The 22,732-nt window shown below is 71.9% G+C and carries 21 protein-coding genes; 11 read left to right on the forward strand and 10 right to left on the reverse strand.

All coding sequences use genetic code 11. The annotated features are described in order from the left end of the window. Positions 1 to 72 precede the first annotated feature (72 nt). The gene (locus OHA05_RS29450; RefSeq protein ID WP_313943256.1) at positions 73 to 1,599 is read left to right on the forward strand and encodes an NCS1 family nucleobase:cation symporter-1; all 1,527 of its coding nucleotides are present in this window, start codon (positions 73 to 75) and stop codon (positions 1,597 to 1,599) included. 40 nt (positions 1,600 to 1,639) lie between these two features. Here the strand turns inward: OHA05_RS29450 and OHA05_RS29455 are convergent, their stop codons facing one another. Continuing rightward, positions 1,640 to 2,431, reverse strand: coding sequence for an SDR family NAD(P)-dependent oxidoreductase (locus tag OHA05_RS29455; RefSeq protein WP_313943255.1), 792 nt, complete (start codon positions 2,429 to 2,431; stop codon positions 1,640 to 1,642). 55 nt (positions 2,432 to 2,486) lie between these two features. Between OHA05_RS29455 and OHA05_RS29460 the strand changes: the two genes are divergently transcribed. Continuing rightward, a complete protein-coding gene (locus OHA05_RS29460; protein WP_328862172.1) occupies positions 2,487 to 3,923 on the forward strand; it encodes an amidase in 1,437 nt (478 codons plus the stop codon). 5 nt (positions 3,924 to 3,928) lie between these two features. Further along, complete coding sequence (locus OHA05_RS29465) at positions 3,929 to 4,516, forward strand: TetR/AcrR family transcriptional regulator (RefSeq protein ID WP_313943252.1); 588 nt, start codon at positions 3,929 to 3,931, stop codon at positions 4,514 to 4,516. Between the two features lie 15 nt (positions 4,517 to 4,531). On the opposite strand, the gene OHA05_RS29470 is transcribed toward OHA05_RS29465, so the two are convergent. Further along, positions 4,532 to 5,308 (reverse strand): TIGR02569 family protein, encoded by a 777-nt coding sequence (locus OHA05_RS29470; RefSeq protein WP_328862173.1) that lies wholly within the window; start codon positions 5,306 to 5,308, stop codon positions 4,532 to 4,534. A gap of 163 nt (positions 5,309 to 5,471) precedes the next feature. Here OHA05_RS29470 and OHA05_RS29475 point away from each other — a divergent pair, with 163 nt between their 5' ends. The 3 genes from OHA05_RS29475 (at position 5,472) to OHA05_RS29485 (ending at position 9,358) form a co-directional block, all read left to right on the forward strand. Then, positions 5,472 to 7,256 carry a gamma-glutamyltransferase family protein gene (locus OHA05_RS29475; protein ID WP_328862174.1) on the forward strand — a complete coding sequence of 595 codons (1,785 nt, stop codon included), beginning with the start codon at positions 5,472 to 5,474 and terminating at the stop codon, positions 7,254 to 7,256. Between the two features lie 41 nt (positions 7,257 to 7,297). Beyond that, complete coding sequence (locus OHA05_RS29480; protein ID WP_313943249.1) at positions 7,298 to 8,119, forward strand: inositol monophosphatase family protein; 822 nt, start codon at positions 7,298 to 7,300, stop codon at positions 8,117 to 8,119. Between the two features lie 141 nt (positions 8,120 to 8,260). Continuing rightward, positions 8,261 to 9,358, forward strand: coding sequence for a hypothetical protein (locus OHA05_RS29485; RefSeq protein WP_313943248.1), 1,098 nt, complete (start codon positions 8,261 to 8,263; stop codon positions 9,356 to 9,358). 13 nt (positions 9,359 to 9,371) lie between these two features. On the opposite strand, the gene OHA05_RS29490 is transcribed toward OHA05_RS29485, so the two are convergent. After that, positions 9,372 to 10,148, reverse strand: coding sequence for a nucleotidyltransferase domain-containing protein (locus tag OHA05_RS29490; RefSeq protein ID WP_328863476.1), 777 nt, complete (start codon positions 10,146 to 10,148; stop codon positions 9,372 to 9,374). 107 nt (positions 10,149 to 10,255) lie between these two features. Between OHA05_RS29490 and OHA05_RS29495 the strand changes: the two genes are divergently transcribed. From OHA05_RS29495 to OHA05_RS29510, 4 genes are all read left to right on the forward strand, one after another. Next, on the forward strand, positions 10,256 to 11,674 hold the full coding sequence (locus OHA05_RS29495) for a phytoene desaturase family protein (RefSeq protein WP_313943247.1): 1,419 nt from the start codon (positions 10,256 to 10,258) through the stop codon (positions 11,672 to 11,674). Positions 11,675 to 11,717: 43 nt separating this feature from the next. Beyond that, on the forward strand, positions 11,718 to 12,251 hold the full coding sequence (locus tag OHA05_RS29500; protein WP_328862175.1) for an O-acetyl-ADP-ribose deacetylase: 534 nt from the start codon (positions 11,718 to 11,720) through the stop codon (positions 12,249 to 12,251). 202 nt (positions 12,252 to 12,453) lie between these two features. Next, the gene (locus OHA05_RS29505) at positions 12,454 to 13,929 is read left to right on the forward strand and encodes an AlkA N-terminal domain-containing protein (protein WP_328862176.1); all 1,476 of its coding nucleotides are present in this window, start codon (positions 12,454 to 12,456) and stop codon (positions 13,927 to 13,929) included. Positions 13,930 to 13,940: 11 nt separating this feature from the next. Continuing rightward, the gene (locus tag OHA05_RS29510; protein WP_328862177.1) at positions 13,941 to 14,432 is read left to right on the forward strand and encodes a methylated-DNA--[protein]-cysteine S-methyltransferase; all 492 of its coding nucleotides are present in this window, start codon (positions 13,941 to 13,943) and stop codon (positions 14,430 to 14,432) included. Positions 14,433 to 14,552: 120 nt separating this feature from the next. Here the strand turns inward: OHA05_RS29510 and OHA05_RS29515 are convergent, their stop codons facing one another. From OHA05_RS29515 to OHA05_RS29540, 6 genes are all read right to left on the reverse strand, one after another. After that, positions 14,553 to 16,859: a hypothetical protein gene (locus OHA05_RS29515; RefSeq protein ID WP_328862178.1), complete on the reverse strand. Its 2,307-nt coding sequence runs from the start codon at positions 16,857 to 16,859 to the stop codon at positions 14,553 to 14,555. Between the two features lie 222 nt (positions 16,860 to 17,081). Next, a complete protein-coding gene (locus OHA05_RS29520) occupies positions 17,082 to 17,819 on the reverse strand; it encodes a DUF6333 family protein (protein ID WP_328862179.1) in 738 nt (245 codons plus the stop codon). 28 nt (positions 17,820 to 17,847) lie between these two features. Continuing rightward, positions 17,848 to 18,237 carry a hypothetical protein gene (locus OHA05_RS29525; protein WP_328862180.1) on the reverse strand — a complete coding sequence of 130 codons (390 nt, stop codon included), beginning with the start codon at positions 18,235 to 18,237 and terminating at the stop codon, positions 17,848 to 17,850. A 21-nt stretch (positions 18,238 to 18,258) separates the two neighbouring features. Continuing rightward, entirely contained in the window at positions 18,259 to 18,993 is a 735-nt protein-coding gene (locus tag OHA05_RS29530; protein WP_328862181.1) for an SIR2 family NAD-dependent protein deacylase, read from the reverse strand. 129 nt (positions 18,994 to 19,122) lie between these two features. Next, a complete protein-coding gene (locus OHA05_RS29535) occupies positions 19,123 to 19,611 on the reverse strand; it encodes an NUDIX hydrolase (protein WP_313943239.1) in 489 nt (162 codons plus the stop codon). 96 nt (positions 19,612 to 19,707) lie between these two features. Then, positions 19,708 to 20,499 carry an SDR family oxidoreductase gene (locus tag OHA05_RS29540; protein WP_328862182.1) on the reverse strand — a complete coding sequence of 264 codons (792 nt, stop codon included), beginning with the start codon at positions 20,497 to 20,499 and terminating at the stop codon, positions 19,708 to 19,710. 104 nt (positions 20,500 to 20,603) lie between these two features. On the opposite strand from OHA05_RS29540, the gene OHA05_RS29545 reads away from it, so the two are divergent. Beyond that, complete coding sequence (locus OHA05_RS29545; protein ID WP_328862183.1) at positions 20,604 to 21,488, forward strand: sigma-70 family RNA polymerase sigma factor; 885 nt, start codon at positions 20,604 to 20,606, stop codon at positions 21,486 to 21,488. Positions 21,489 to 21,491: 3 nt separating this feature from the next. On the opposite strand, the gene OHA05_RS29550 is transcribed toward OHA05_RS29545, so the two are convergent. Then, positions 21,492 to 22,577, reverse strand: coding sequence for an ADP-ribosylglycohydrolase family protein (locus OHA05_RS29550; RefSeq protein ID WP_328862184.1), 1,086 nt, complete (start codon positions 22,575 to 22,577; stop codon positions 21,492 to 21,494). Between the last annotated feature and the right edge of the window lie 155 nt (positions 22,578 to 22,732).

Raw genomic sequence — 22,732 nt, forward strand, 5'->3', positions numbered from 1 at the left:
CGCCGCAGCCCGCTCCCACTGAACCGTGCACGACCGCTCACCACCGCTGAAGACCTCCGAAGGGCCAGCGCCATGACCGCGACCGTCCCCCCTGCCCCCTCCGGCCAACCGATACCGGATTCGTCCGGCCGCGTCGAGCTCGCACCCGGCGCCGTACCCGCGGACGGCCGCTTCGTCAACGACGATCTGCTGCCCGTCCCCGTCGCCCGACGCCGCTGGACCACGTACAACTTCGCCGCCCTGTGGGTCGGCATGGCCCACAACATCCCGTCCTGGCTGCTCGCCTCGGGACTCGTCGCTCTGGGCATGGACTGGAAGCAGGCGGTCTTCACCATCGGGCTTGCCAACGTGATCGTCCTCGCGCCGATGCTGCTCACCGGGCACGCCGGACCGAAGTACGGCATCCCCTTCCCGGTCCTGGCGCGCGCCTCGTTCGGGCTGCGCGGCGCGAATCTGCCCGCCCTGATCCGGGCCGCGGTGGCCTGTGCCTGGTTCGGCATCCAGACCTGGATCGGCGGGCAGGGCATCTTCATCCTGCTGGGCAAGATCTTCGGCGGCTGGACCTCGGCCGCGGAGATCGGCGGCCAGCCCTGGACGCTGTGGGTCTGCTTCCTGCTCTTCTGGATCCTCGAACTCGCCATCATCTACCGGGGGATGGAGGCCCTGCGGCGGTTCGAGAACTGGGCGGCGCCGTTCGTCATCGTCGGCGCCGTGGTGCTGCTCGTGTGGATCGCCGTCAAGGCGGGCGGCTTCGGCCCGCTCCTCGACCAGCCCTCCAAGCTGGGATGGGGCGCCGACTTCTGGCCGGTCTTCTTCCCCTCCCTGATGGGCATGATCGCCTTCTGGTCGACCCTGAGCCTCAACATCCCGGACTTCACCCGGTTCGGCGCCGGGCAGCGGGCCCAGATCTGGGGCCAGACGCTGGGTCTGCCGACGACGATGACGCTCTTCGCCCTGCTGTCGGTCTTCGTCACCTCCGGCTCGCAGGCGGTGTACGGGGAGGCCGTCTGGGACCCGGTCCAGCTCGCCGCCAAGACCGACAACGTCTTCGGGCTGCTCTTCGCGCTGGTGACGGTGCTGATCGCGACGATCTCGGTGAACATCGCGGCCAACGTCGTCTCACCCGCGTACGACCTGGCGAACCTGGCGCCGAAGTTCATCAACTTCCGCACCGGAGCGCTGATCACGGGTGTGGTGGGCGTCCTGATCATGCCGTGGAAGCTGACCGAGACACCCGAGCTGTACATCTTCACCTGGCTCGGCCTGGTCGGCGGCCTGCTCGGCACGGTCGCGGGCATCCTCATCGCGGACTACTGGCTGATCCGGCGCACGGTCCTCGATCTGCCCGGCCTCTACACCGAGGGCGGCCGCTACTGGTACACCTCCGGCTGGAATCTGCGGGCCGTGGCCGCCTTCGTCGTCGGCGGTGTGCTGGCGATCGGCGGCTCGCACTCGGCGCCGGGCAAGGGGCCCTTCCCCGAGGACGGCCTCATCCCGTTCCTCAAGCCCCTCGCCGACTACGGCTGGGCCGTCGGGCTCGCGGCCTCGCTGCTGCTCTACGTCTCGCTCATGCGGATCTCGGAGCGCCGGAAGGCGTGAGACCCCACGGAGGCGCGGCGTCCCCGCCGTTCAGCGCCGCTCAGCGACGGGAACGCTGCGCCTCCACGATCTTCTCGACCGTCGGCTCCGCCCCGGCCCGCCGCTGCACCCGCTCGGCGAATCCGGGGAACTGGCCGGCGATCGCGCTCAGGATCTTCAGCTCCAGGGGAGCGACGTTGATCTCGGCGACGTCGCGCTCGACCGCCCGCATCACGGCGTTCACGACCGCGCGCGGCGAGACGGTACGGACCCCGCCGGGCGTCCCGGAACCGGTGGCGGCGAACATCCCGAGGTCGCGGACGAAACCGGGCTGCACGACGGAGACGCCGACGCCCGTACCGTGCAGATCCTGGCGGAAGCCGAGGGAGAAGCCGCGCAGCCCGAACTTGGTCGCGTTGTAGAGGGACGACGACTTGGTCGCCGCCTTCCCGGACAGGGAGCCGACGAAGGCGATGTGGCCTCTGCCCGCGTCGACCATCGCGGGCGCGAGCAGCCGGGCCAGCATCGTGGGCGCCCGCAGATTCACCGCGAGGGCCCGGTCGATCTCCTCGGGCGAGTAGTCGAGGACGTCGCCGCTGGAGGGCAGGGCGGCGTTGGCTATCAGGATGTCCGTCCCCGCGGCCTCCTCGGCGAGCCGCCGTACGTCGTCCGGGTCACCGAGGTCCGCGAGAATCGTGCGGGCGCCATAGGCGTCGGCGAGCGGTGTCAGTGCCTCGGCGCGCCGGCCGGACACCACCAAGGTCGCCCCTCGCGCCGCCAGTTCGGCGGCGAGCGCCCCGCCGATGCCCCCCGTCACGCCGGTGAGCAGAACGGTTGCTCCGGTGATGCGCATCTGGTTACCCTCCAGTTCTGTTCGTTCGAACGAACAATAGGGAGGCGGGGCGGTCGTGTCCACAGACGAATTCGGCGGACTGACGGAACACGTAAGCGAGTTGGCGGACGGCCACACCACGTCCGAGGCCCTCGTGGCGCGTGCCCTCGAGCGCATCGAGGCAAGTCAGGGCACCATCAACGCCTTCCGCTGGGTGCGCTCCGAGGAAGCACTCGCCGAGGCCCGGGAAGCCGACCGGCGGCTCGCCGCGGGGGAGAGGCTGCCGCTGCTCGGCGTGCCGGTCGCCGTCAAGGACGACACCGACGTGGCCGGACTGCCCACCCTCTTCGGCTGTCAGGGGGACATCGTCGCCGCGGGTTCGGACGGTGAGGCGACCCGCCGGCTGCGCGCGGCGGGAGCGGTGATCGTCGGCAAGACCAACTCCTGCGAACTCGGCCAGTGGCCGTTCACCGAAGGACCCGCCTTCGGCGCCACCCGCAACCCCTGGTCCACCGACCACACCCCGGGCGGTTCGTCCGGCGGCTCTGCCGCCGCCGTCTCGGCCGGGCTCGTGCCCGCGGCCCTCGGCTCGGACGGCGCCGGGTCCATTCGCATCCCGTCCGCCTGGACGCACCTGGTGGGCATCAAGCCCCAGCGTGGCCGCGTCTCCCTGCACCCGTACTCCGACGCCTTCCAGGGCCTCGCCGTCAACGGCCCGCTCGCCCGCACCGTGGCGGACGCCGCCCTGCTGCTCGACGTCGTGCAGGGCCCGCACCCCGAGGATCTGCACCGCCCGGACGCGATCGACGCCTCCACCGCCGCCCGCCGCGAACCGGGCAGGCTGCGGATCGCGCTCGCCTGGCGGCCCCCGCTGACCCTCACCCGCACCGGCCCCCACCCCGAGGTGCGGCGCGCGGTCACCGGGATCGCCGAGGCGCTCGCCCGGCTCGGCCACCACGTCGAGGAGGCCCGGCCGCGCTACGGCCTGATCGGCCTCTCCTTCGTGCCGCGCGCCACCGCCGGTGTCGCGGAGGTCGCCGCCCTGCACCCCGATCCGGCGCTGCTCGACCCGCGCACCCGCAGCGCGATGCGCTCCGGCAAGCGACTCGGCGGCCGGGTCGTGCGCGCGGCCCGCGCCCGTGAGGCCCGCCAGCACACACGGATCGGCGAGATCTTCGACGGCCGCGGGTTCGACGTCGTGCTGGCGCCGACCACCGCGACACCGCCCCCGCGCATCGGCACCTTCGACCACCTGGGCGCCTGGCGGACGAACGCCGTCATGGCGGCCGCCTGTCCCTACGCCTGGCCCTGGAACGTCCTCGGCTGGCCGGGTGTCAACGTACCCGCGGGCCTCACCGCCGACGGCCTGCCCGTCGGCGCCCAGCTCCTCGGCCCGGCCGGCAGCGAGGAGACGCTCATCTCGCTCGCCGCTCAACTGGAGGCCGACCAGCGCTGGTACGAGAAGCGTCCCCAAGCCCCCGGGATCTCCAGGAGCACCCCGGTGGAACAATGAGAGGCATGTCCCACGCCGCCCGCTCCGCGCCGACCCGGCAGCGCATCATCACCGCCGTCCTGCACATCATCGGAGAGGGCGGTGTCGCGGCGGTCACCAACCGGCGCATAGCCAAGGAGGCCGGGGTCTCGCTCGGCTCGGTCACCTACCACTTCGAGACCCAGCACGACCTGTTGCGGGAGAGCCTGCTGCACTTCGTGCGCGAGGAGACCCGCCGCTTCACCGAACTCGCCGACCAGTGCCAGAGCGAGGGCATCGACATCGGCGGCGCCGCGTCCCTGGCGGGCCAGGTCGCGGACGGCACCTCCTTCGACAGCGCGCACATCGCGCCCTTCGAGCTGTATGTCGAGGCGGGACGCGACGAGCGGCTGCGGGAGGCGGCGGCGGAGGCGTTCACCGCGTACGATCGGCTGGCGGCGCAGATCCTCACGGGCCTGGGCGTACCCGACGCCGAACGGCTCGCCGCGACGACCGTCGCCCTCGTGATGGGCCTCCAGCTGCGCCGACTCGCGACGGGCAGCTCGGCCGACGACCTGGTGGACGCGCTGCTGCTGCTCGCGCGGGGGGCGGCAGCCGCGGACACGAGCCGGTAGGGCCCGTCGTTCCGATCAGCCGAGGACCAGGTCCACGACCTTGCGGTACTCGCTCTCCTGCGCCGCGTCGAGCGTCGCATGCGTGGCGATGCGGAAGACCAGTGCGCGCACGAGCAGTTGGGTCCAGTCCGGCAGATGCGACCAGCGCTCCAGCAGCGCGGGATCGGCGTCCCACCAGCACAGCGCGTCGACGGCGACGACCGCGGAGGCCCAGGACGCCGGCCGCCAGTACGGCGGCCAGTCGATGATCGCGGGCGGAGCGTCCGTCGCGAAGAGCACATTGCCCAGCAGGTCGCCGTGCACGATCTGCGCGGGTGCCGCGACGGGACGGCGCGCGGCCAGCAGTGGCCGCAGCAGCGGGAAGTCCGGGCCCTCCTCGCTCTCGCCCCACGCCAGCCGGTCCGCCCGTGACCAGGCGTTGTCCCGTACGCCGAGGAAGCGCGGCCGGGGCAGGTGCGCCACCGCCGCGTGGAATGCCTCGCCCGCGCGGATCACCTCGTCCGGCCGGCGCGGATCGGCCGTACCGCCGACCATGCGCCACGCCTCCCAGCCGCCGGCGCACCAGGAGCCGTCGGCCGCCGCGACCGGCCGTGCGACCCGGAAGCCGGCCGTCTCCGGGAGGTGGCACAGCACCCCGGCGCGCCACGAGGTCTCGGGTCCCATCGCCGCGGGCTTCAGCACCACCGCGTCGGACCGCCAGGCCCAACCCTGGCCGCCGGGCAGGGGAGCCGGCCTGCCGGCCGTTCCGAACGCGGTGAGGACGGATGCGGGCGGGGCGGGGGAGTGGCTCATGTCGTCGCAGCGTAGGCGACTAGCCTGCACGAATGCCGAACTCCCGTCTCGGGCCCGGTGAATTCGGGATGCCGCACAGGTTCGGTGACCGGTCGTACGGCTCGACGGGGGGCGGGCCGGCGAGAAGGGGCCGCGTACGGCCCACTGCTGCGAAAGGGGCTCCATGTTCACCACCCGGCCCACCCTCCAGGGCACGTTCGGCATGGTCTCGTCCACGCACTGGCTTGCCTCGCAGTCCGCGATGGCGGTCCTCGAGGACGGTGGCAACGCCTATGACGCGGCCGTGGCGGCCGGCTTCGTGCTGCACGTCGTCGAGCCGCATCTGTGCGGGCCCGCGGGCGAGGTGCCGATCCTCCTCGCCCCGGCCGGCGGCGACGTACGCGTGCTCTGCGGACAGGGTCCCGCACCCGCCGGGGCCACCATCGGCCACTACCGGTCCCTCGGACTCGACCTGGTGCCCGGCACCGGGCCGCTGGCCGCCGCGGTGCCCGGCGCCTTCGACGCCTGGATGGTGCTGTTGCGCGACCACGGGACCAAGTCCCTCGCCGAGGTGCTGCGTCACGCGATCGGGTACGCCGAGGACGGGCATCCGCCGGTGGAGCGCGTCGGGGCGACCGTGGAGGTGGTCCGCGAGCTCTTCGAGACGGAGTGGACCTCGTCCGCCGACGTCTATCTGCCAGGCGGCCGCGCCCCCGAGCCCGGCGAGTTGTTCCGCAACCCCGCCCTCGCGGCGACCTGGCGACGGCTCGTCGCCGAGAGCGAGAGCGCGGGCGGCGGACGGGTGGCCGAGATCGAGACGGCGCGGCGGGTGTGGCGCGAAGGCTTCGTCGCCGAGGCACTGCTGAAGCAGTCCGGCCGCCCCACCATGGACACCAGCGGCCGACGGCACACCGGCACGCTGACCGCCGCCGACCTCGCCGGCTGGTCCGCCGCCCACGAAGCACCGGCCACCTACGACTGGAACGGCTGGACCCTGTGCAAGGCGGGCCCCTGGAGCCAGGGCCCCGCGCTCCTGCAACAGCTCGCGCTGCTTCCCGACGACCTGCCGCCGTACGGCTCCGCCGCGTACATCCACCTGCTGGTGGAGGGCTGCAAGCTCGCCATGGCCGACCGGGAGGCCTGGTACGGGGACGCCGACGACGTGCCCCTGGAGGAGCTGCTCTCGCAGCCGTACAACACCGCACGGCGCGCCCTGATCGGCGAGCGCGCCTCCCGTGAACTGCGGCCCGGCAGCCCCGGCGGCCGGACGCCCCGGCTCAGTCCGCGCGCCACGGACGTGGCCGGGAACGCCGGTGACGACGCCATGGGCGTCGGCGAGCCCACCGTCGCCAAGGACGGCAGAAGCAGCGGCGACACCTGCCACATCGACGTCGTCGACCGCTGGGGCAACATGGTCGCCGCCACTCCGAGCGGCGGCTGGCTCCAGTCGAACCCGGTCGTACCCGAGCTGGGCTTTCCCCTCGGCACCCGCCTCCAAATGGCCTGGCTCGACCCCGGACTGCCCAACTCCCTGACCCCCGGCCGGCGGCCGCGCACCACCCTGACGCCCTCGATCGCCCTGCGTGACGGCGAGCCCGTGATGGCCTTCGGCACCCCCGGAGGGGACCAGCAGGACCAGTGGCAGCTGCACTTCTTCCTGGCGGTGGCGCTGGGCTCCGCCGTACGCGGCGGGCTCGACCTCCAGGGCGCGATCGACGCCCCCAACTGGCACAACGACAGCTTCCCCGGCTCCTTCTACCCGCGCGGCATGTCGCCCGGCAGCGTCACGGTCGAGTCCCGCGTCGGGCCCGACGTGATCGCGGAGCTGCGGCGGCGCGGCCATGACGTCACGGTGGGTGACGCGTGGTCCGAAGGGCGGCTGTGCGCGGTCGCCCGGGACCCGCGCACCGGGGTGCTGTCCGCCGGGGCGAACCCGAGGGGAATGCAGGGTTACGCGGTGGGACGCTGAGGGGACAGCCCGATGTCAGAGGGCCGTGCTTAGCTGGACATATGATCGATGACTTTGTTGCCGGTGACCTGTCCGACGTCGAGGAGGCGATCCGCAAGGCGGCCGCCGCCGAGATCATGCCGCGGTACCGCCAGCTCGCCGCACACGAGATCGTCGAGAAGACCGGCCCGCACGACCTGGTGACGACGGCCGACCGTCAGGCCGAGGAGCACCTCACCGCCTCCCTCACCGCGCTGCTGCCCGGGTCGGTCGTGGTCGGCGAGGAGGCGGTGCACGCGGATCCCGCCGTGTACGACGCGCTCCGGGGCGACGCACCCGTGTGGATCGTCGACCCCGTCGACGGCACGCGCCAGTTCGTGCACGGCGATCCCGGCTTCTGCACGCTGGTCGCGCTCGCGCAGCACGGGAAGGTGCTGGCGTCCTGGACGTACGCACCCGTCCGCGACGACATGGCGACGGCGGTCCGCGGCCGCGGCGCCCGCCTCAACGGTGAGCCCCTCCGCGCGGGCTCGCCCGGCCCCGACGCCGTCCTGCGCGTGGCCATGTCCCACCCCGACTACACCACCCCCGATCAAAAGCGCGCCCTCCTCGGACTGAACGTCGACGGCGTCGACGCCCGCCCGTGCGGTTCGGCGGGCCTGGAGTACCTGTCGGTCGCCCGCGGCGACCTGGATGGAGTGGCCTTCTCCTGGGAGAACGCGTGGGATCACGCGGCGGGACTGCTGCTGGTGGAGGAGGCGGGCGGCACGGACGTGACGGTCGCGGGGGAGAGGTTCCGCATAGCGGGCGGGAACACGCTGCCGTTCACGTCGGCGCGGACGGACGCGGTGGCCCGGAGGATTCGCGCGCTGCTGACGACCTGAGGCGCGGGCGGTCCGTCCGCCTTCGCGTGAACAGGCTTCGCGGATCATGTGGTTGAGACCGGGTGATCGCCCTGTGTGATGATGTACGGACAAGAACCGGCCCTGGGGAGGACCGGTGAGGCGGAGGGGCGGGGACGGGGCGTGGGGAAGGACGGGGCGTCCATATCGGACGAGGAGTGGGAGCGCTTCCTGCGGGAGTCGGAGGCCGGAACCCATGACGCCCCCGAGGAGCCGTCGGCACGGGCCCGGATGGTCACGCGGCGGCTGCGGGACGAGCCCGCCCCTCCGGAGGGCTGGCGCACTCACCGGCCGGCCCGGCGGCGGCGGGGCAACGGCTGGTACGGAGTCGGTCTGCTGGTCGCGATCGGCCTGTTCGTCGTGGCCCTGAACCCGGGCTGGGTCACCGGCCGCCTCGGAGGCGGAGGCGGCGGGAGTCAGCCGCTCGCTGCGGAGTCGGAACGTCCGGATCAGCCGCCGCCGAGCGAGGTGGCAGTCCAACTTCCCACAGTGGAAGAGCCGTTCAGAGGGTCGCCCGCCGCGGAGTGGGGCGATGGGACGGCCGGGGTCCATCTCCCTGTGGCACGGGCCACCGGCTGGATGAGCAAGCAGCAGGTCGCCCGGACGATCGAACGGACCCGGGACTTCCTCGCCGCGTCCAGCCTGGATCCCGGAGTGCTGCGCGGGGAGCGGCCGGGCAAGGCGATCGCGTTGATCAATCCGCATCAGCAGGACGTCCAGAACTATCTGGCGACCGCCTTCCGCGCGCCCAGCCGTCAGAACGATCCCCTGCTGCTGTTCAGCCGGTTCGGGAAAGAGCACGTGCGGCTCGTCGGGGACGTGATCAAGGCACGGGGACGGGTCACGTACCGGGAAGGTGAGCGCGGTGCGGTCGAGGTGACCACCGATGTCACCTACGTCTATCCGGTCGTACGCGCCGCTGCGGGGAGCAGCGAGGTCGCGCGCACCGTCGTGCGCCGCGAGGTCGTGATGAGCTGGGACGACCCGCAGAAGGTGACCGTCGAGCCCGGGACGTTCTCTCTCATCTCCTACAAGGTGGATACCGCCAACGGCGGTTGCGACACCTTCACCGGCTACTTCACCCCCGCGTTCACCGCCGAGCGGGCGGTCTCGGGCCCGGGAGACGGTCCCGAGGTCGACCCGTACGACCGGAGCACCTCGATGGACGTGCGTATGAGAGACGCCGCCGAAGCGGGATGCGGGACCGCCACCCGCTCGTAGACGCACGGGAGGCCTACGCGCCCACCGCCGCCCTCACCTCCCGCACCAGCCTCCCCGCCACTTCCACCGCTTCCCCGTCCAGCCCCTTCAGCACCCTCCCGGCGTCCTTCGCGAACCCCTTCGGCGTGTCCCGCATCGTCGCCGCCGCCGGCAGCGCGCCCTTCTCGTTCAGGCACCACACCCTGTGGTGGGCGTGCAGGGACTGGACCAGAATGCCCATCGCGCGGGACAGGCACAGCGACTGGTGCAGTACGTCCCCGGTGCTCACCGACTTCGCCGCCGCCGCCACCGAGAACTCCGCCTCCCACGAGGCGCGGATCAGGGCCTCGCGCAGCGCTTCCGGGTACACCTGCGTCTCCTGCCGCAGCCCCGTCAACTCGCCGTCCGTGTCGGCCAGTACGCGGCACAGCGCCACTTCCCCGGCGTACGCGGGCGACCAGAACCCCAGCGGGTGGCCCGGCTGTATGCCGGTTTCGTAGCGGCCGGTGCGGCAGTCCGCCCAGACCCGCTCCACCCGGTCCAGGTCCCGCAGGATCCAGTCCACGGGCGTGCCGTCGACGACCAGCCACGCCCCGCCGTCGACCCACGGTCCCCACCCGCCCGGCCCTGCCACCTCGACCGGCCGCCCCGTCGCCTCCGCCGCCTGCGCGGCCAGGGCGGCGACGTCCACCGAACCCCGGTAGTAGACGCCGAGATCCCAGTCGGAGTCGGGCCGGTGCGTACCCCGGGCACGGCTTCCGCCGAGTGCCACGGCGCGTACCCCGGCGACGCTCATGAGCTGCGCGGACATCGTCTCGATCACGTTGTTCACGGCATCGGACCCTACCCAGGGCACCGCTGTCGGCGCCCCGGAATATCCTGGGGCTCCTGGCCATCGGCTGACAAAGGAGTCCGAAGGTGCCGTCGATGCTCGATGCCGTCGTCGTGGGGGCGGGCCCCAACGGACTGACCGCCGCCGTCGAACTGGCCCGCCGTGGCCACTCAGTGGCGGTGTTCGAAGCCCTGGACACCGTCGGCGGGGGAGCCAGGACCGAGGAGCTCACCCTCCCCGGCTTCCGCCACGACCCCTGCTCCGCCGTCCACCCGCTGGGCGTCGGCTCGCCCGCCTTCGCGGACATGCCGCTCGGTCGGTACGGCCTGGAGTGGTTGCAGCCCGAACTGCCGCTGGCGCACCCGTTCCCGGATGGCACGGCCGCCGTGCTGAGCCGCTCGGTGGGGGAGAGCGCGATGTCGCTGGGGGCCGGGGACGCGGGGACGTACCGCCGGCTCGTCGCGCCGTACATCGGGCACTGGGACACGATGGCCGCCGACTTCCTGCGCACGCCCTGGGACGGGCTGCCCCGGGACCCGTACCGCTTCGCCCGCTTCGGGACGACCGCGATCCAGCCCGCGACCTGGGTCGCGCGCCGGTTCCGGGGCGAGAAGGCCCGAGGTCTGTTCGCCGGGCTGGCCGCCCACGCCATCGCGCCGACCAGCGGTATCGCGACGGCCGGTATCGCCATGATGTTCGCGCTCGCCGCCCATGCCAAGGGCTGGCCGGTGCCCCGCGGCGGCTCGCAGTCGATCTCCGACGCCCTCGCCGCGTATCTGCGGGACCAGGGCGGCACGATCCACACCGGCGCCGAGGTCAAGCGCCTCGACGAACTGCCCCCGGCCCGCGCGTACATCTTCGACACCTCACCGACGGCCCTCGCCCGTATCGCGGGCCTCGGGAACGCGTACGAGCACTACCGCTACGGCCCCGCCGCCTTCAAGATCGATTACGCGCTCTCCGGCCCCATGCCGTGGACCGCGAAGGAGGCCCGCAGCGCCGGGACGGTGCACATCGGCCCCACGGCCGGCGAGATCGAGGCGGCGCTCGGCGCGGCTCTGCACGGCCGGCAGCCCGACAAGCCGTTCCTGATCACCGCACAGCCGAGCCTCATCGACTCCTCACGGGCGCCTGCCGGCAAGCATGTCCTGTGGGTGTACGGCCATGTACCGGCCGGCTGGGACGGGGACGCCACCGAGGCGATCGAGCGCCAACTGGAGCGCTTCGCGCCCGGTTTCCGCGATCTCGTGCTCGCCCGCGCGGTCGCCGGCCCGCCCGAACTGGCCGCGCGCAACGCCAACTACATCGGCGGGGACATCGCCTGCGGCGCCTTCGCCGGACTCCAGACGATCCTCCGGCCCAAGCTCGCCCGCGTCCCGTACGCGACCGCGCACCCCGCCGTGTTCCTCTGCTCGTCGGCGACCCCGCCGGGTCCGGGGGTCCACGGGATGTCGGGTCACCACGCCGCCAAGGCCGTGTGGCGCCGGCTGCGGGGCGCCCGGTGAGGAGGCCACTGCGGCGGCCGGCACGCAGGCGGATGATGGACGTATGACACAGCAGCAGCCGAAGATCGTGCTCGTCCGCGGGGACATCACCGAGCAGCAGGTCGACGCCGTCGTCAACGCGGCCAACTCCTCGCTCCTCGGCGGCGGCGGTGTCGACGGTGCCATCCACCGCCGCGGCGGCCCGGCGATCCTCGCGGAGTGCCGTGACCTGCGTGCCTCGCACTACGGCAAGGGCCTGCCGACCGGCCAGGCGGTCGCCACCACCGCGGGCCATCTGCCCGCCGGCCATGTGATCCACACCGTCGGTCCGGTGTGGTCACGGGAGCAGGACCGCAGCGCCCTCCTCGCCTCCTGCTACCGCGAATCGCTGCGCGTGGCGCGGGAGTTGGGGGCGGGCACCGTGGCCTTCCCGGCCATCTCGACGGGCATCTACGGCTGGCCGATGGACGACGGGGCCCGGATCGCCGTCCGTACGGTCCGCGCCGAGGCGGGGCCGCCGGTCGCGGAGGTGCGGTTCGTCCTGTTCGACGACCGCGCGTATGAGCAGTTCGCCGCGGTGCTGGCCGCGGAGGAGTGATCCCTCGCGATCCGGCCGCGCCTCCCGAGGGGGCGCCGACGCGGTCCTGCCTCGGGGTGGGGCGCCGCGGTCGTGGTCTCGTACGGGTGACACCGGGCCTGGCCTCGCACGGTGACACCGGGCCCGGGCCGGGTCCTGGCAGCTCGAGGCTGATGTCGTTTTCCCGCCAGCCTCGGCACTGCCTGTGCACGATGCTTGACCCATGCACACCGACACCGAGCGCTGCGTGCGCGCCGTCCGGTCGAAGGACGCCCGATTCGACGGCTGGTTCTTCACGGCCGTCCTGACGACGCGGATCTACTGCCGTCCCAGCTGCCCGGTGGTGCCGCCGAAGGTCGAGAACATGACCTTCTACCCGAGCGCCGCCGCCTGCCAGCAGGCGGGTTTCCGTGCCTGCAAGCGCTGCCGCCCCGACACCACACCCGGCTCCCCCGAGTGGAACGCCCGCGCGGACTCCGTGGCCCGTGCCATGCGCCTGATCGGGGACGGGGTCGTCGACCGTGAGGGCGTCCCGGGCCTCGCCGCCCGCCTCGGCTACTCCACCCGCCAGATCGAGCGGCAACTGCTCGCGGAGCTGGGTGCGGGCCCTCTCGCCCTCGCCCGGGCCCAGCGCGCGCAGACCGCGCGCGTCCTGATCGAGACGACGGGCCTTCCGATGGCCGAGGTCGCCTTCGCGGCCGGCTTCTCCTCGATCCGCACCTTCAACGACACCGTCCGCGAGGTCTTCGCGCTCGCACCCGGTGACCTGCGCACCCGTGCCGCCCGCAGCACGACCGCCTCGCCGCAGACCCCGGGAGTCATCGCGCTCAGGCTGCCGTACCGGGCGCCGCTCGACCCGAGCAATCTCTTCGGGCACCTCGTGGCCACGGCCGTGCCCGGCGTCGAGGAGTGGCGCGACGGCGCCTACCGGCGCACCCTGCGGCTTCCGCACGGCCACGGCGTCGTCGCCCTCACCCCCCGCCCCGACCACATCGCCTGCCGGTTGTCACTGACCGACCCGTGCGATCTCACCATCGCCATCAGCCGCTGCCGCTGGATGCTCGACCTGGACGCCGATCCCGTCGCGGTCGACGACCAGCTGCGGACCGATCCCCTGCTCGCGCCCCTCGTCGACAAGGCCCCCGGGCGCCGGGTGCCGCGCACCGTCGACGCGGCGGAGTTCGCCGTACGGGCCGTGCTCGGCCAGCAGGTCTCCACGGCCGCGGCCCGTACGCACGCGGGCCGGCTGGTTCTCGCGCACGGTGAGCCGGTCGAGGACCCGGAGGGTGGCCTCTCCCACCTCTTCCCGTCCTCCGAGGCCCTCGCGGCGCTCGACCCCGAGTCCCTGGCACTGCCCCGCAGCCGGCGCACCACACTGACCACGCTGGTCGGGGCGCTGGCCGACGGCTCGCTCCGGCTGGGCGTCGACAGTGACTGGGACAAGGCCCGCGCGGAACTGACCGCCCTGCCCGGGTTCGGGCCGTGGACGGTCGAGACGATCGCCATGCGGGCCCTCGGTGACCCGGACGCTTTTCTGCCGGGCGACCTCGGAGTGCGCCACGCGGCTGCCGGACTCGGCCTGCCCGTCACCCCGGCCGCCCTCACCGCACGCGCCGCGGCCTGGCGCCCTTGGCGCGCCTATGCCGTCCAGCACCTGTGGGCCACCGGCGACCACCCCGTCAACCGCCTGCCCGCGTAAGGAGTTTCCTCATGACCAAGCAGTACACGGTGGTCGACAGCGCCTACGGCCCGCTGACGCTCGTCGCCACCGACGGCACGCTGAGCGGCCTCTACATGACCGATCAGCGCCACCGCCCCGGCGAGGAGACGTTCGGTGAGGAGGACCCGGCCCCGTTCGGTGAGGTGATCAGACAGCTGGACGCGTACTTCGCCGGCGAACTGACCGCGTTCGACGTGCCGGTCCGGCTGGAGGGCACCCCCTTCCAGCGGAGCGTATGGGACCTGCTGATGAAGATCCCGTACGGCGAGACGCGGACGTACGGCGAACTCGCCGGGCAACTCGGCAGGACGAGCGCCTCGCGGGCCGTAGGGCTCGCCAACGGCAAGAATCCGGTGTCGATCATCGTCCCGTGCCACCGGGTGATCGGCGCCTCGGGCAGCCTCATCGGTTACGGCGGCGGGCTGGACCGCAAGCAGCGGCTGCTCGCCCACGAGCGCGGCGCGGAGGGCGCCTTGTTCTAGGGCCTGTCCGCCGGACCCCCACGACATGACTGTCCCCCGCACCCTGACCTCGGGTGCGGGGGACAGCATGTGCGCGAGCGCACCGTCGGACGTTCAGGCCCTCATGCGAACGAGAAGGCCCTAGCCGCCCGAGGCCCTGCGGCGCCGCATCCACCACGTCAGCCCGCCGCCCGCGACGGCGAGCGCGGCAGCCGCGGCGGCGATCAGGCCGACGGGCGTGCTGTTGCCGGTGTCGGCGAGGTCGCCGTCCGGGTCCTTGGCCGGCGGAGTGGTGTCACCGCCGGGCGTGGACGGTCCGGGTGCCGGGGTCGACGGGGGGCCGGTCGGCGTCGGGTCGTCGGGGCCGGTCGGTGTCGGCGTCGGCTTCGGGTCCTCCGGGATGGTTTGCTGATCGGAGGTGCTTCCGCCGAAGTAGGCGGTCTCACTGTCCTGGTAGGTCACCTCTGACTGGACCGATGTCCTGGTGGTCTTGTCCAGGCCGCGGTGCTGCGTGATGAACTCGGTGCGGGTGATGTTCCGCTTCGGCGCCTTGGAGAAGTCGACCCCGCCCATGGACAGGATCCACACCTTGCCGTCGTAGACGCGCTCGAACTTGTAGTCACCGTTCTTGAACGAGTGGACGTACTTGTCGTAGACGGTCTTCTTGTCCCAGTCCTTGTTCTCGCCCCTGAGCGGCCACCGCTTCACATCGTTGCTGTTGATGATCTTGCGGAAGTCGGTCGGGCTGACCGCGTCCTGGCGGCGGATGTACTCGGCCGCCACCCGCGAGGAGTACACACGGCGCAGATCGACGTACGACGCGTCGTCGTTGACGCGGCGTTCGAGTTCCGGCTGGATCATCGTGAGGATCAGGTTCTCGGCCTGCTTGGTCTGCGCCTCGGTGAGCTTGCAGTTGCCGGGCGGCACATCGGGTCCGGTGGGGACCTCCATGTTGACCTTGAGCGGCGCGTCCAGGATGTAGATGCCGCCGTCCTGCTCCCGGATCTTCGCGGGCTTCGGGGTGATCCACTGGCGGATGACCGGCAGGCACGGCATGCCTTCCGGGGTACGCGGCGCCTCGCGCCAGAAGCGCTCCCCGCGCTCGTACTTGTCGGGGTTCATCGCATCCGCGTAGTCGTGCTTGAGAGTCAGGTCCGCCTCCAGCAGGATGCGCCCGGCGTCGGTCTTCGCGAACTCCTTGTCCATGATCACGTCGGGACGGATCGGGTTGAGGTTGACCCAGAACTTGTCCGGGGTCAGGGCGAGCCAGGTGAAGAAGGCGTCCGAGGCGAGCTGGAGCTTGGCGTCACCGCCGTAGCCCGGGTTCTCGTCCGGGTTCTTGACGTAGTCGGCCTTCATCGAATAGTCGAGGCCCTTGCCCTTGACCGGGGTGCCGACGTAGTTGATCTCCAGGGTGGAGAAGTCGATGCCGCCCGGCCCGCGGTTGAAGTAGCCGCCGCCGTTGTTCTGGTTGTACATCCCCTGCAGCCGGCGGGCTTCTTCGAGCGTCTTCCCCGACCGCAGTGCCTGGTCGATGATCGGCCCCCGGCCGCCCTTGAGGGGATCCGGGTTGAAGCGCTTGTCGTAGTTGGTGTAGACGTTCGGCTTCTGTGTGCGCTCGATGGCGTTCGACCGGCGCTCGTTGACCCCGGCCTGGGTGCGGTCGGTGCCCCGGTCCCGCTTGAGGTCGTCGTCGAACTGCTTGATCTTGGCCTTCGTCGAGTCCTCGGTCCGGGCGCCGGTGAGGTACCGGAACGTCGACTTCGGCTTCTCCTTGGCGATCTGCCGGTCCGCCTTGAGCTGGTCGCTCTCGATCCTGCCGTTCGACTTCGCCTCGACCTTGCGCTCGGTCCGGCGGTTGTGCATGTCGACGACGCGGTAGCGCTTCTCCCCGGTCTCCGGGTCGGTGTACTCGATGACGTCCTGGCACCACCAGTCGGGACCGACCATGTTGTACTTCTTGACCATGCGGGCCTCGAACGCCTCGCCCCGCGGAGGGTTGCCGTGCGCGCCGATGTAGCGCACGTCGAGGTACCGCTTGAAGTCCTTGTAGCCCGTCGGGTTGTTGTACTGGCTGTTGTAGCGGGCGTAGATCTCCATGACCTTGTCGGCCGGGTTCTTCGTCCGGTTGAACTTGCGCTGCCACTTGCGGTAGTTCGTTCCCGCGGCCTCGCGCTGGGCGTCGGTCGGCGGCAGCACCCCGTCATAGGCCTTCGCGGGGTTGTCGTAGGTGTAGTTCTCGTCGTTCGGCCACGCCTCGTACGGAAGACTGTTCGGCGGCCCGGAGTTGGCGGGCGTCGAGGGAAACTTCTTCTTGAGGAACTTCTCGTCGCACCGGATCGGCTTGACGTTGGGCGGCTTCGCGGCGTGCGCCTCGTCGAGTGCGGGCAGGCCCGTCAGGGTCAGGGTTCCCGCGGCGGTGAAGGCGATCGCTAAGCGCGCCCACACACGCCGATGACGCGCAGGTCGAGGTGTCTGAGTGATCACTGGCTTTCTCCCCGTTGGAACCCCCGTTGTCACTGGGAGAGTTGCGCGGCACCAAGGGGGCTCCGATGTCAACTGGTCCGTGTGCGCCGCCAGTTGTTCACACTAGGGGTGTGGCGCCCGGGGTTCCCGGGGTTTTGTGCGGCATGTCCCCGACAACTGGGCGCTGTTTCGCGATTGTTACGGTCAGAACTCGTCGAACTCCCCGAGCTCGCCGATCCAGGTGTCCTCCAGATCGCCGGTGGCCTCTTCGGTGTGCCGGACGCGGAAGACGGAGAGGGTGCGGCCCTTGCGGAACAGCGGGGCGGTACGCCCCAGAGCGAGCCGGACCAGACCTTCCCAGGCGAACGACCCTGGGGCGGCGTCGAGTTCGACGTCCTTGCCTGCCAGGTCGTCGGGGGAGATACCGAAGGCGTCGACGATCTCCTGCGGGGTGCCGAGGAGATCCCAGTCCCCTTCTCCGCTCCACCCGGCGGCGAACAGGCGCGCGCCGCCCGGGTGGTGGATCACATGGGTGCCGTAGGTCATGTTGTGGTCGATCGTCGCCGAGCCGATGACGACCGCCCCGGGGAAGCGCTCGGACAGCGCGTCGGCCTGCTCGGCGAGGGGGAAGGTGCCCCCGGTGAACACCAGGGCGGGATCGTTGATCTCGGTCACCGTTCCCCAGCACCCGACACCGACCAGATCGAGGTCGGCACGGGTGGCGAAGGGGGGCCGCTCGGTCGCCTCGATCCGGTCGGCCTCCTCCACCACGGTGCCGATGGTGCCGAAGGCAGCGGCGAACTCCCGTGCCCGCGCCGGGTCATGCGGGGGCAGTGCCTCCTTGCCGACGGGGAAGGGCGGCTCGACGAGGGTGAGCCTGAACTCGCCGAGCTGAGCGATGGACTGCTCGGGCGGGTACTCCCAGAAGTCGTTGTCGGTCATCGGTTGCCTCCGTGGATATCAGGAAGGATCACGGCACGGGCCGTGGGAATCCCGGCCCTTGGGCGGGGTCTCCGGGTTCAGTCTCCAGGGCGTCGGCGCGCCGCGTGAGTTCCGCCGCGACGTCGTCCCGGTCCGGCCCGTGCAGCCACAGGCTCTCAGCGGCCTCGCGAAGGAGAGCCGGGTCGTCGGGCCGCTGAAGGAGCACGAGTCGATAGGCGAGGTTTCGAACCCACACCGGAAGAAGGCCGTCGACCAGCTGCGGGCACAGCTCGCGCAGCATCGCGAGGATCGTCTCCGCCTCGGCGAAGGTCAGCTCCTCGACGAAGCAGTGCTCGTGATGTTCCCGACCGCATGCCGGAGTCGGTCGGTACTCGTCTCCGTAAAGACACCGGGCGTGCTCGGTCAGGGTGCGGTGCATGGAGCCGAGCCTATGAGGTCGTCATCCGCCGGACGGACCCCGGAGAGCCGCGAGGAGCTTCGGCAGCGCCGTGCCGATCGGCTCGCGGACGAGCTCGTCGGCGAGTTCGTCGTACGGCGTCGGGTCCGCGTTGACGATCGACAGACGCGCGCCGTGCTCGGCCGCGATCCCCGCGAGCGACGCGGCCGGCTGCACCTGAAGGCTCGTGCCGACCGCGACGAAGATCTCGCTCGCCTTGGCGATCGCCATCGCCTCGGACAGCACCTGGGAGTCGAGCCGCTGCCCGAACATCACCGTCGCCGACTTCAGAATCCCGCCGCACGCCAGGCAGGAAGGATCCTCCTCGCCCGCCTCGACCCGCGCCAGCGCGTCCTCCATCGAGGAGCGCAGATGGCAGCTCGTGCACACCACCGACCGTGACGTGCCGTGCAGTTCGAGCACCTTGCGGTCGGGCATCCCTGCCAGCTGGTGCAGCCCGTCCACGTTCTGGGTGACCACCCGGACCGCGAACCCCGGCCGTTTCTCCAGCTCGGCGACGGCATGGTGCGCGGCGTTGGGGCGTGCGCGCCATGCCGGGCTGTCCCGGCGCATCTGCCAGGCGCGGCGCCGGATGTCCGGATCGGCCATGTAGTAGTCGTACGTGACGAGCTTCTCGGCCTCCGGATCGCGCCGCCACAGGCCGTTGGGCCCGCGGTAGTCGGGAATGCCGGAGTCCGTGGAGATCCCGGCGCCGCTGAGAATCGCGACGAGAGTCATACGGCGAGCCTATGCAGCGGGTCCCGGGACAGCGAACCGGTTTTGCCGCGCCGGGGCGGACACGCCCGACCGCTCGCCGCGCCGGGGCGGATACACCCGACCGTTCGCCGCCGGCCGCACGGCAGAGCGTCAGACTGCCGGCCGGCCGTCCTCCAGTTCCACCGCACCCGCCCCCGTGGCCAGGACATCGAGCGCGGCCACCACCCGGTGGCCCAGTTCGCCCAGCAGATAGGTGTGGATCTCCTCGCGGCCCACCAGCCGCCACGACAGCAGCTCCTCCTCCTGGAGCCGGATCGCCTTGAGGCGGGACTCGCTGAGCACCCCGCCGTCGTACACATAGGCGATGATCGGCGGGCGTCCCGCGCCCGGGACCCAGTCGACCGCGAGCAGCCGCCCCGGCTGCACATCGAGGCCGATCTCCTCCAGCGTCTCCCGGCGGGCCGCCTGCCGGGGCGTCTCGTTGTCGTCCGACTCGACCGTCCCGCCGGGAAGTGCCCAGCCCTTGCGGTAGTTGGGTTCGACGATCAGCACCCGGCCCTGTTCGTCGAGGAAGAGCGTGGCGGCGCCGACGAGGACGCGGGGGAGCGAGGCGATGTACGCGGAGTAGTCGGAAGTCACGCAGGAAGCCTAGTGCCGCTCCCGGCACTGGAACGTGACGGCGGGCCCTGTCCCTCGGAGCCGCCCCGGGCTCTCGGGCCACCGCGCCGGAGCGCCTCAGCTCTTGTCCGCACCGTGCGGGGACCGGTCCCGGCCGACCCGCTCCGCCAGGAACTCCTCCCAGGTGCGCTTCCCCAGGACGACCCCGTCGAGCGACAGGTTCTCCCCGGCCCGGTAGGCACGGCCGGCCTTCCCCGGGATGCGGACCGGCAGCATCGGCCGGCGCCGGCCGCTCGCCCGGAGGTAGCCGCCGAGCAGGTCGGCCATCGTGTGGACCTCGGGACCGGCGAGGTCCGGCACCAGGCCGGCCGGGGCGCCGAGCGTCAGTTCCACGAGACGGGCGGCCACCTCGCGGGAGTCGACCGGCTGGAGACGCATGCCCGGAGCGGGGATCACCGGCAGCTTGGCCATCTTCTCCGCCAGGGTCAGCGCCAGGTCGTGGAACTGCGCGGCCCGCAGCTTCGTCCACGGAATCCCGGACCCTGCCACGGCCTGCTCCGCGGCCAGCTTCGACCGGAGCCACGCCAGCGGGACCCTGTCCGCCCCGATGACCGAGATGGAGACGAGGTGCCGCACCCCGGCCGCTGACGCCGCCCGCACCAGATGGCGGGTGGCCTCGTCGTCACCCTTCGGCCCGCCCGCGAGGTGCAGCACGATCTCGACCCCCTCCACGGCGGCCTCGATGCCCTCGCCCTTGACCAGATCACCGGTCATGTACTCGACGCCGTCCCCCGGCTCGCGGCCGTGGCGGCTGAACACCCGCACCTCGGGGCCGGCGTCCAGCAGCAGCGGAATCACGTGCCGGCCCAGGGTGCCCGTACCACCGGTGACGAGAATCGTCGATGCCATCTTCTTCTCCTGACGTCGTGGGGGCGGGAAGGCAACTCCCGGGCCCGCTCGGTAGTTTTCGAGGTTCTGCTTCTCTGACACATGGCGAACGGGGAACGTGACCGATGGACGAGCACGACTTTCTGACCGAGCGGTTCGCGGCCGACCGGACACACCTCGTGGCGGTGGCCTACCGGATGCTCGGCTCGCTGAGCGAGGCCGAGGACGCGGTGCAGGAAGCCTGGCTGCGTGCCCGCCGCGCCGGTACCGACGGCGTGGAGAACCTCACCGGCTGGTTGACCACCGTGGTCGCCCGGGTCTGCCTGAACATGCTGCGCTCACGCCAGTCACGGCGTGAGGACCCCCTGGACGCCGGGGTGCCCGAACCGCCCCTCGGCTCCGAGACCGGCGGTGACCCCGAAGAGGAGGCACTGCTGGCCGACTCGGTCGGGGTCGCCCTGCTGGTGGTCCTCGACATGCTGACGCCGGCCGAGCGGCTCGCCTTCGTCCTGCACGACATGTTCGCGGTGCCGTTCGACGAGATCGGTCCGATGCTCGAACGCTCGCCGGCCGCGGTGAGACAGCTCGCGAGCCGGGCACGCCGCCGGATCAAGGGCGGCACCCCGGCGCCCGACGCCGACATGATCCGTCAGCGTGAGGCCGTGGAGGCATTCCTGGCGGCCACCCGCGGCGGGAACTTCGACGCGCTGGTGGCGCTGCTCCACCCCGACGTCGTCCTCACCGCCGACCCGTCGGTCATTCCCACCCCCCAGCCCGTCGTGGTCAGCGGTGCTGCCACCGTCGCGAAGGGCGCGATGGCCGCCACCGGCCGGGCCCGCTTCACCGGACTCGCGCTCCTCGACGGCCGGATCGGCCTGGCGATGGCACCGCGCGGCCGGCTGTCCCTGGTCCTCGTCTTCACGGTCACCGAGGACGGGATCACGCAGATCGACGTCATCGCGGACCGCGAACGGCTGGGCCGGATGGACCTCGCCGTCCTCGACGACTGAACGTCAGCCGCCGCCGTCTCCCGCCGTCGCGGTCAGCCGGACCGTACGCTCCGCGAGTTCACTGATGCGTGAGCCGTCGAACCCGAACACCGCGCTGCGCACCCGGTCCTCCAGCGGCCGTGTCCACTGCGCGGGGATGGCGGCGGCTCCGCACAGCACGCCCACGACCGAGCCCGCCGTGGCGCCGTTGGAGTCGGTGTCCAGCCCGCCGCGGACGGTGAGGGCGACGGTGCCGCTGAAGTCCCCGGCGCCGTAGAGGAGTCCGGCCGTGATGACGGCGGCGTTGGGCACGACGTGGATCCAGCCGAGGCCGCCCGTACGGTCCTCCATCTCGGACAGCGTGTCGGACCAGGACGTCCCCGCGTCGTACAGGGCCGTGGTGTGGCGGACCGTACGGGCCAGTCGGCAGGTCGCCGGGATGCGCTCCAGGGCCGCCTCGATCGCCTCGCGCGGGCGGCTCGCGGTGAACGCGGCGGCCACCAGGGCGGCGGCCCACATCGATCCGTAGACACCGTTGCCGGTGTGCGACAGGACCGCGTCCCGGCGGGCCAGCGCGGCGGCGCGGTGCGGATCGCCGGGGGACGTCCAGCCGAAGATGTCCGCGCGGATGAGAGCGCCGATCCACTCCTGGTACGGATTGTCGTACGAGGCGGTGAGCGGCGGCTTGATGCCGTTCGCCAGACTGCGGTACGCGGCCCGCTCGGCGGTGAACGTCTGGAGATACGGCAGCCGCAGCAGCCACAGGTCACCCACCTGCTCGGTGGTGAAGGCGACCCCGTGGGTCTCCAGCAGATGCAGACCGAGGATCGCGTAGTCGATGTCGTCGTCCCGGCAGCTGCCGTGGATCCGGCCGCGCACGCACTCCCGCCACTCCGGGCGCAGCTCGAACTCACCGGGCCCCGCGTCGGGCGGCGGGCCGGGCAGATAGTCCGTGAGCGGCAGGGCACCGGTGCGGCGCAGATACCGGTCGATACGCTCGCGCGTCCAGTGATCGCCACGCTCCACCGGTTTGCCGAGCATGTTCCCCGCGATCCTGCCGAGCCAGCCGCCGAGCGTCCGGTCGGCGAGCTCCGCATGGTGCAGTCCCATACGTCCGGTGTACCGAAATGCGTCGCGAAGCGCGCGGTGGTGGGCCGGCCGTTCTGCCTCGTGCGCGGGTTCTCACGCTTCGTGGTGGGGTGGCACGTCCTGTGACCTGCCGGATAAGGTCGGGGCGGCGCGACTGCCTGTTCGACAGCAAGGGA

Source organism: Streptomyces sp. NBC_00306 (genome assembly GCF_036169555.1).
Classification (GTDB): Bacteria; Actinomycetota; Actinomycetes; order Streptomycetales; family Streptomycetaceae; genus Streptomyces; species Streptomyces achmelvichensis.

Excerpts from the sequence above, each read along its gene's own strand:
- OHA05_RS29505 (WP_328862176.1), top strand. The coding sequence starts at position 12,454 with ATGCACACCGACACCGAGCGCTGCGTGCGCGCCGTCCGGTCGAAGGAC.
- OHA05_RS29510 (WP_328862177.1), top strand. The coding sequence starts at position 13,941 with ATGACCAAGCAGTACACGGTGGTCGACAGCGCCTACGGCCCGCTGACG.
- OHA05_RS29540 (WP_328862182.1), bottom strand. The coding sequence starts at position 20,499 with ATGGCATCGACGATTCTCGTCACCGGTGGTACGGGCACCCTGGGCCGG.
- OHA05_RS29465 (WP_313943252.1), top strand. The coding sequence starts at position 3,929 with ATGTCCCACGCCGCCCGCTCCGCGCCGACCCGGCAGCGCATCATCACC.
- OHA05_RS29545 (WP_328862183.1), top strand. The coding sequence starts at position 20,604 with ATGGACGAGCACGACTTTCTGACCGAGCGGTTCGCGGCCGACCGGACA.
- OHA05_RS29500 (WP_328862175.1), top strand. The coding sequence starts at position 11,718 with ATGACACAGCAGCAGCCGAAGATCGTGCTCGTCCGCGGGGACATCACC.
- OHA05_RS29475 (WP_328862174.1), top strand. The coding sequence starts at position 5,472 with ATGTTCACCACCCGGCCCACCCTCCAGGGCACGTTCGGCATGGTCTCG.
- OHA05_RS29520 (WP_328862179.1), bottom strand. The coding sequence starts at position 17,819 with ATGACCGACAACGACTTCTGGGAGTACCCGCCCGAGCAGTCCATCGCT.
- OHA05_RS29550 (WP_328862184.1), bottom strand. The coding sequence starts at position 22,577 with ATGGGACTGCACCATGCGGAGCTCGCCGACCGGACGCTCGGCGGCTGG.
- OHA05_RS29480 (WP_313943249.1), top strand. The coding sequence starts at position 7,298 with ATGATCGATGACTTTGTTGCCGGTGACCTGTCCGACGTCGAGGAGGCG.
- OHA05_RS29450 (WP_313943256.1), top strand. The coding sequence starts at position 73 with ATGACCGCGACCGTCCCCCCTGCCCCCTCCGGCCAACCGATACCGGAT.
- OHA05_RS29455 (WP_313943255.1), bottom strand. The coding sequence starts at position 2,431 with ATGCGCATCACCGGAGCAACCGTTCTGCTCACCGGCGTGACGGGGGGC.
- OHA05_RS29490 (WP_328863476.1), bottom strand. The coding sequence starts at position 10,148 with ATGTCCGCGCAGCTCATGAGCGTCGCCGGGGTACGCGCCGTGGCACTC.
- OHA05_RS29470 (WP_328862173.1), bottom strand. The coding sequence starts at position 5,308 with ATGAGCCACTCCCCCGCCCCGCCCGCATCCGTCCTCACCGCGTTCGGA.
- OHA05_RS29525 (WP_328862180.1), bottom strand. The coding sequence starts at position 18,237 with ATGCACCGCACCCTGACCGAGCACGCCCGGTGTCTTTACGGAGACGAG.
- OHA05_RS29530 (WP_328862181.1), bottom strand. The coding sequence starts at position 18,993 with ATGACTCTCGTCGCGATTCTCAGCGGCGCCGGGATCTCCACGGACTCC.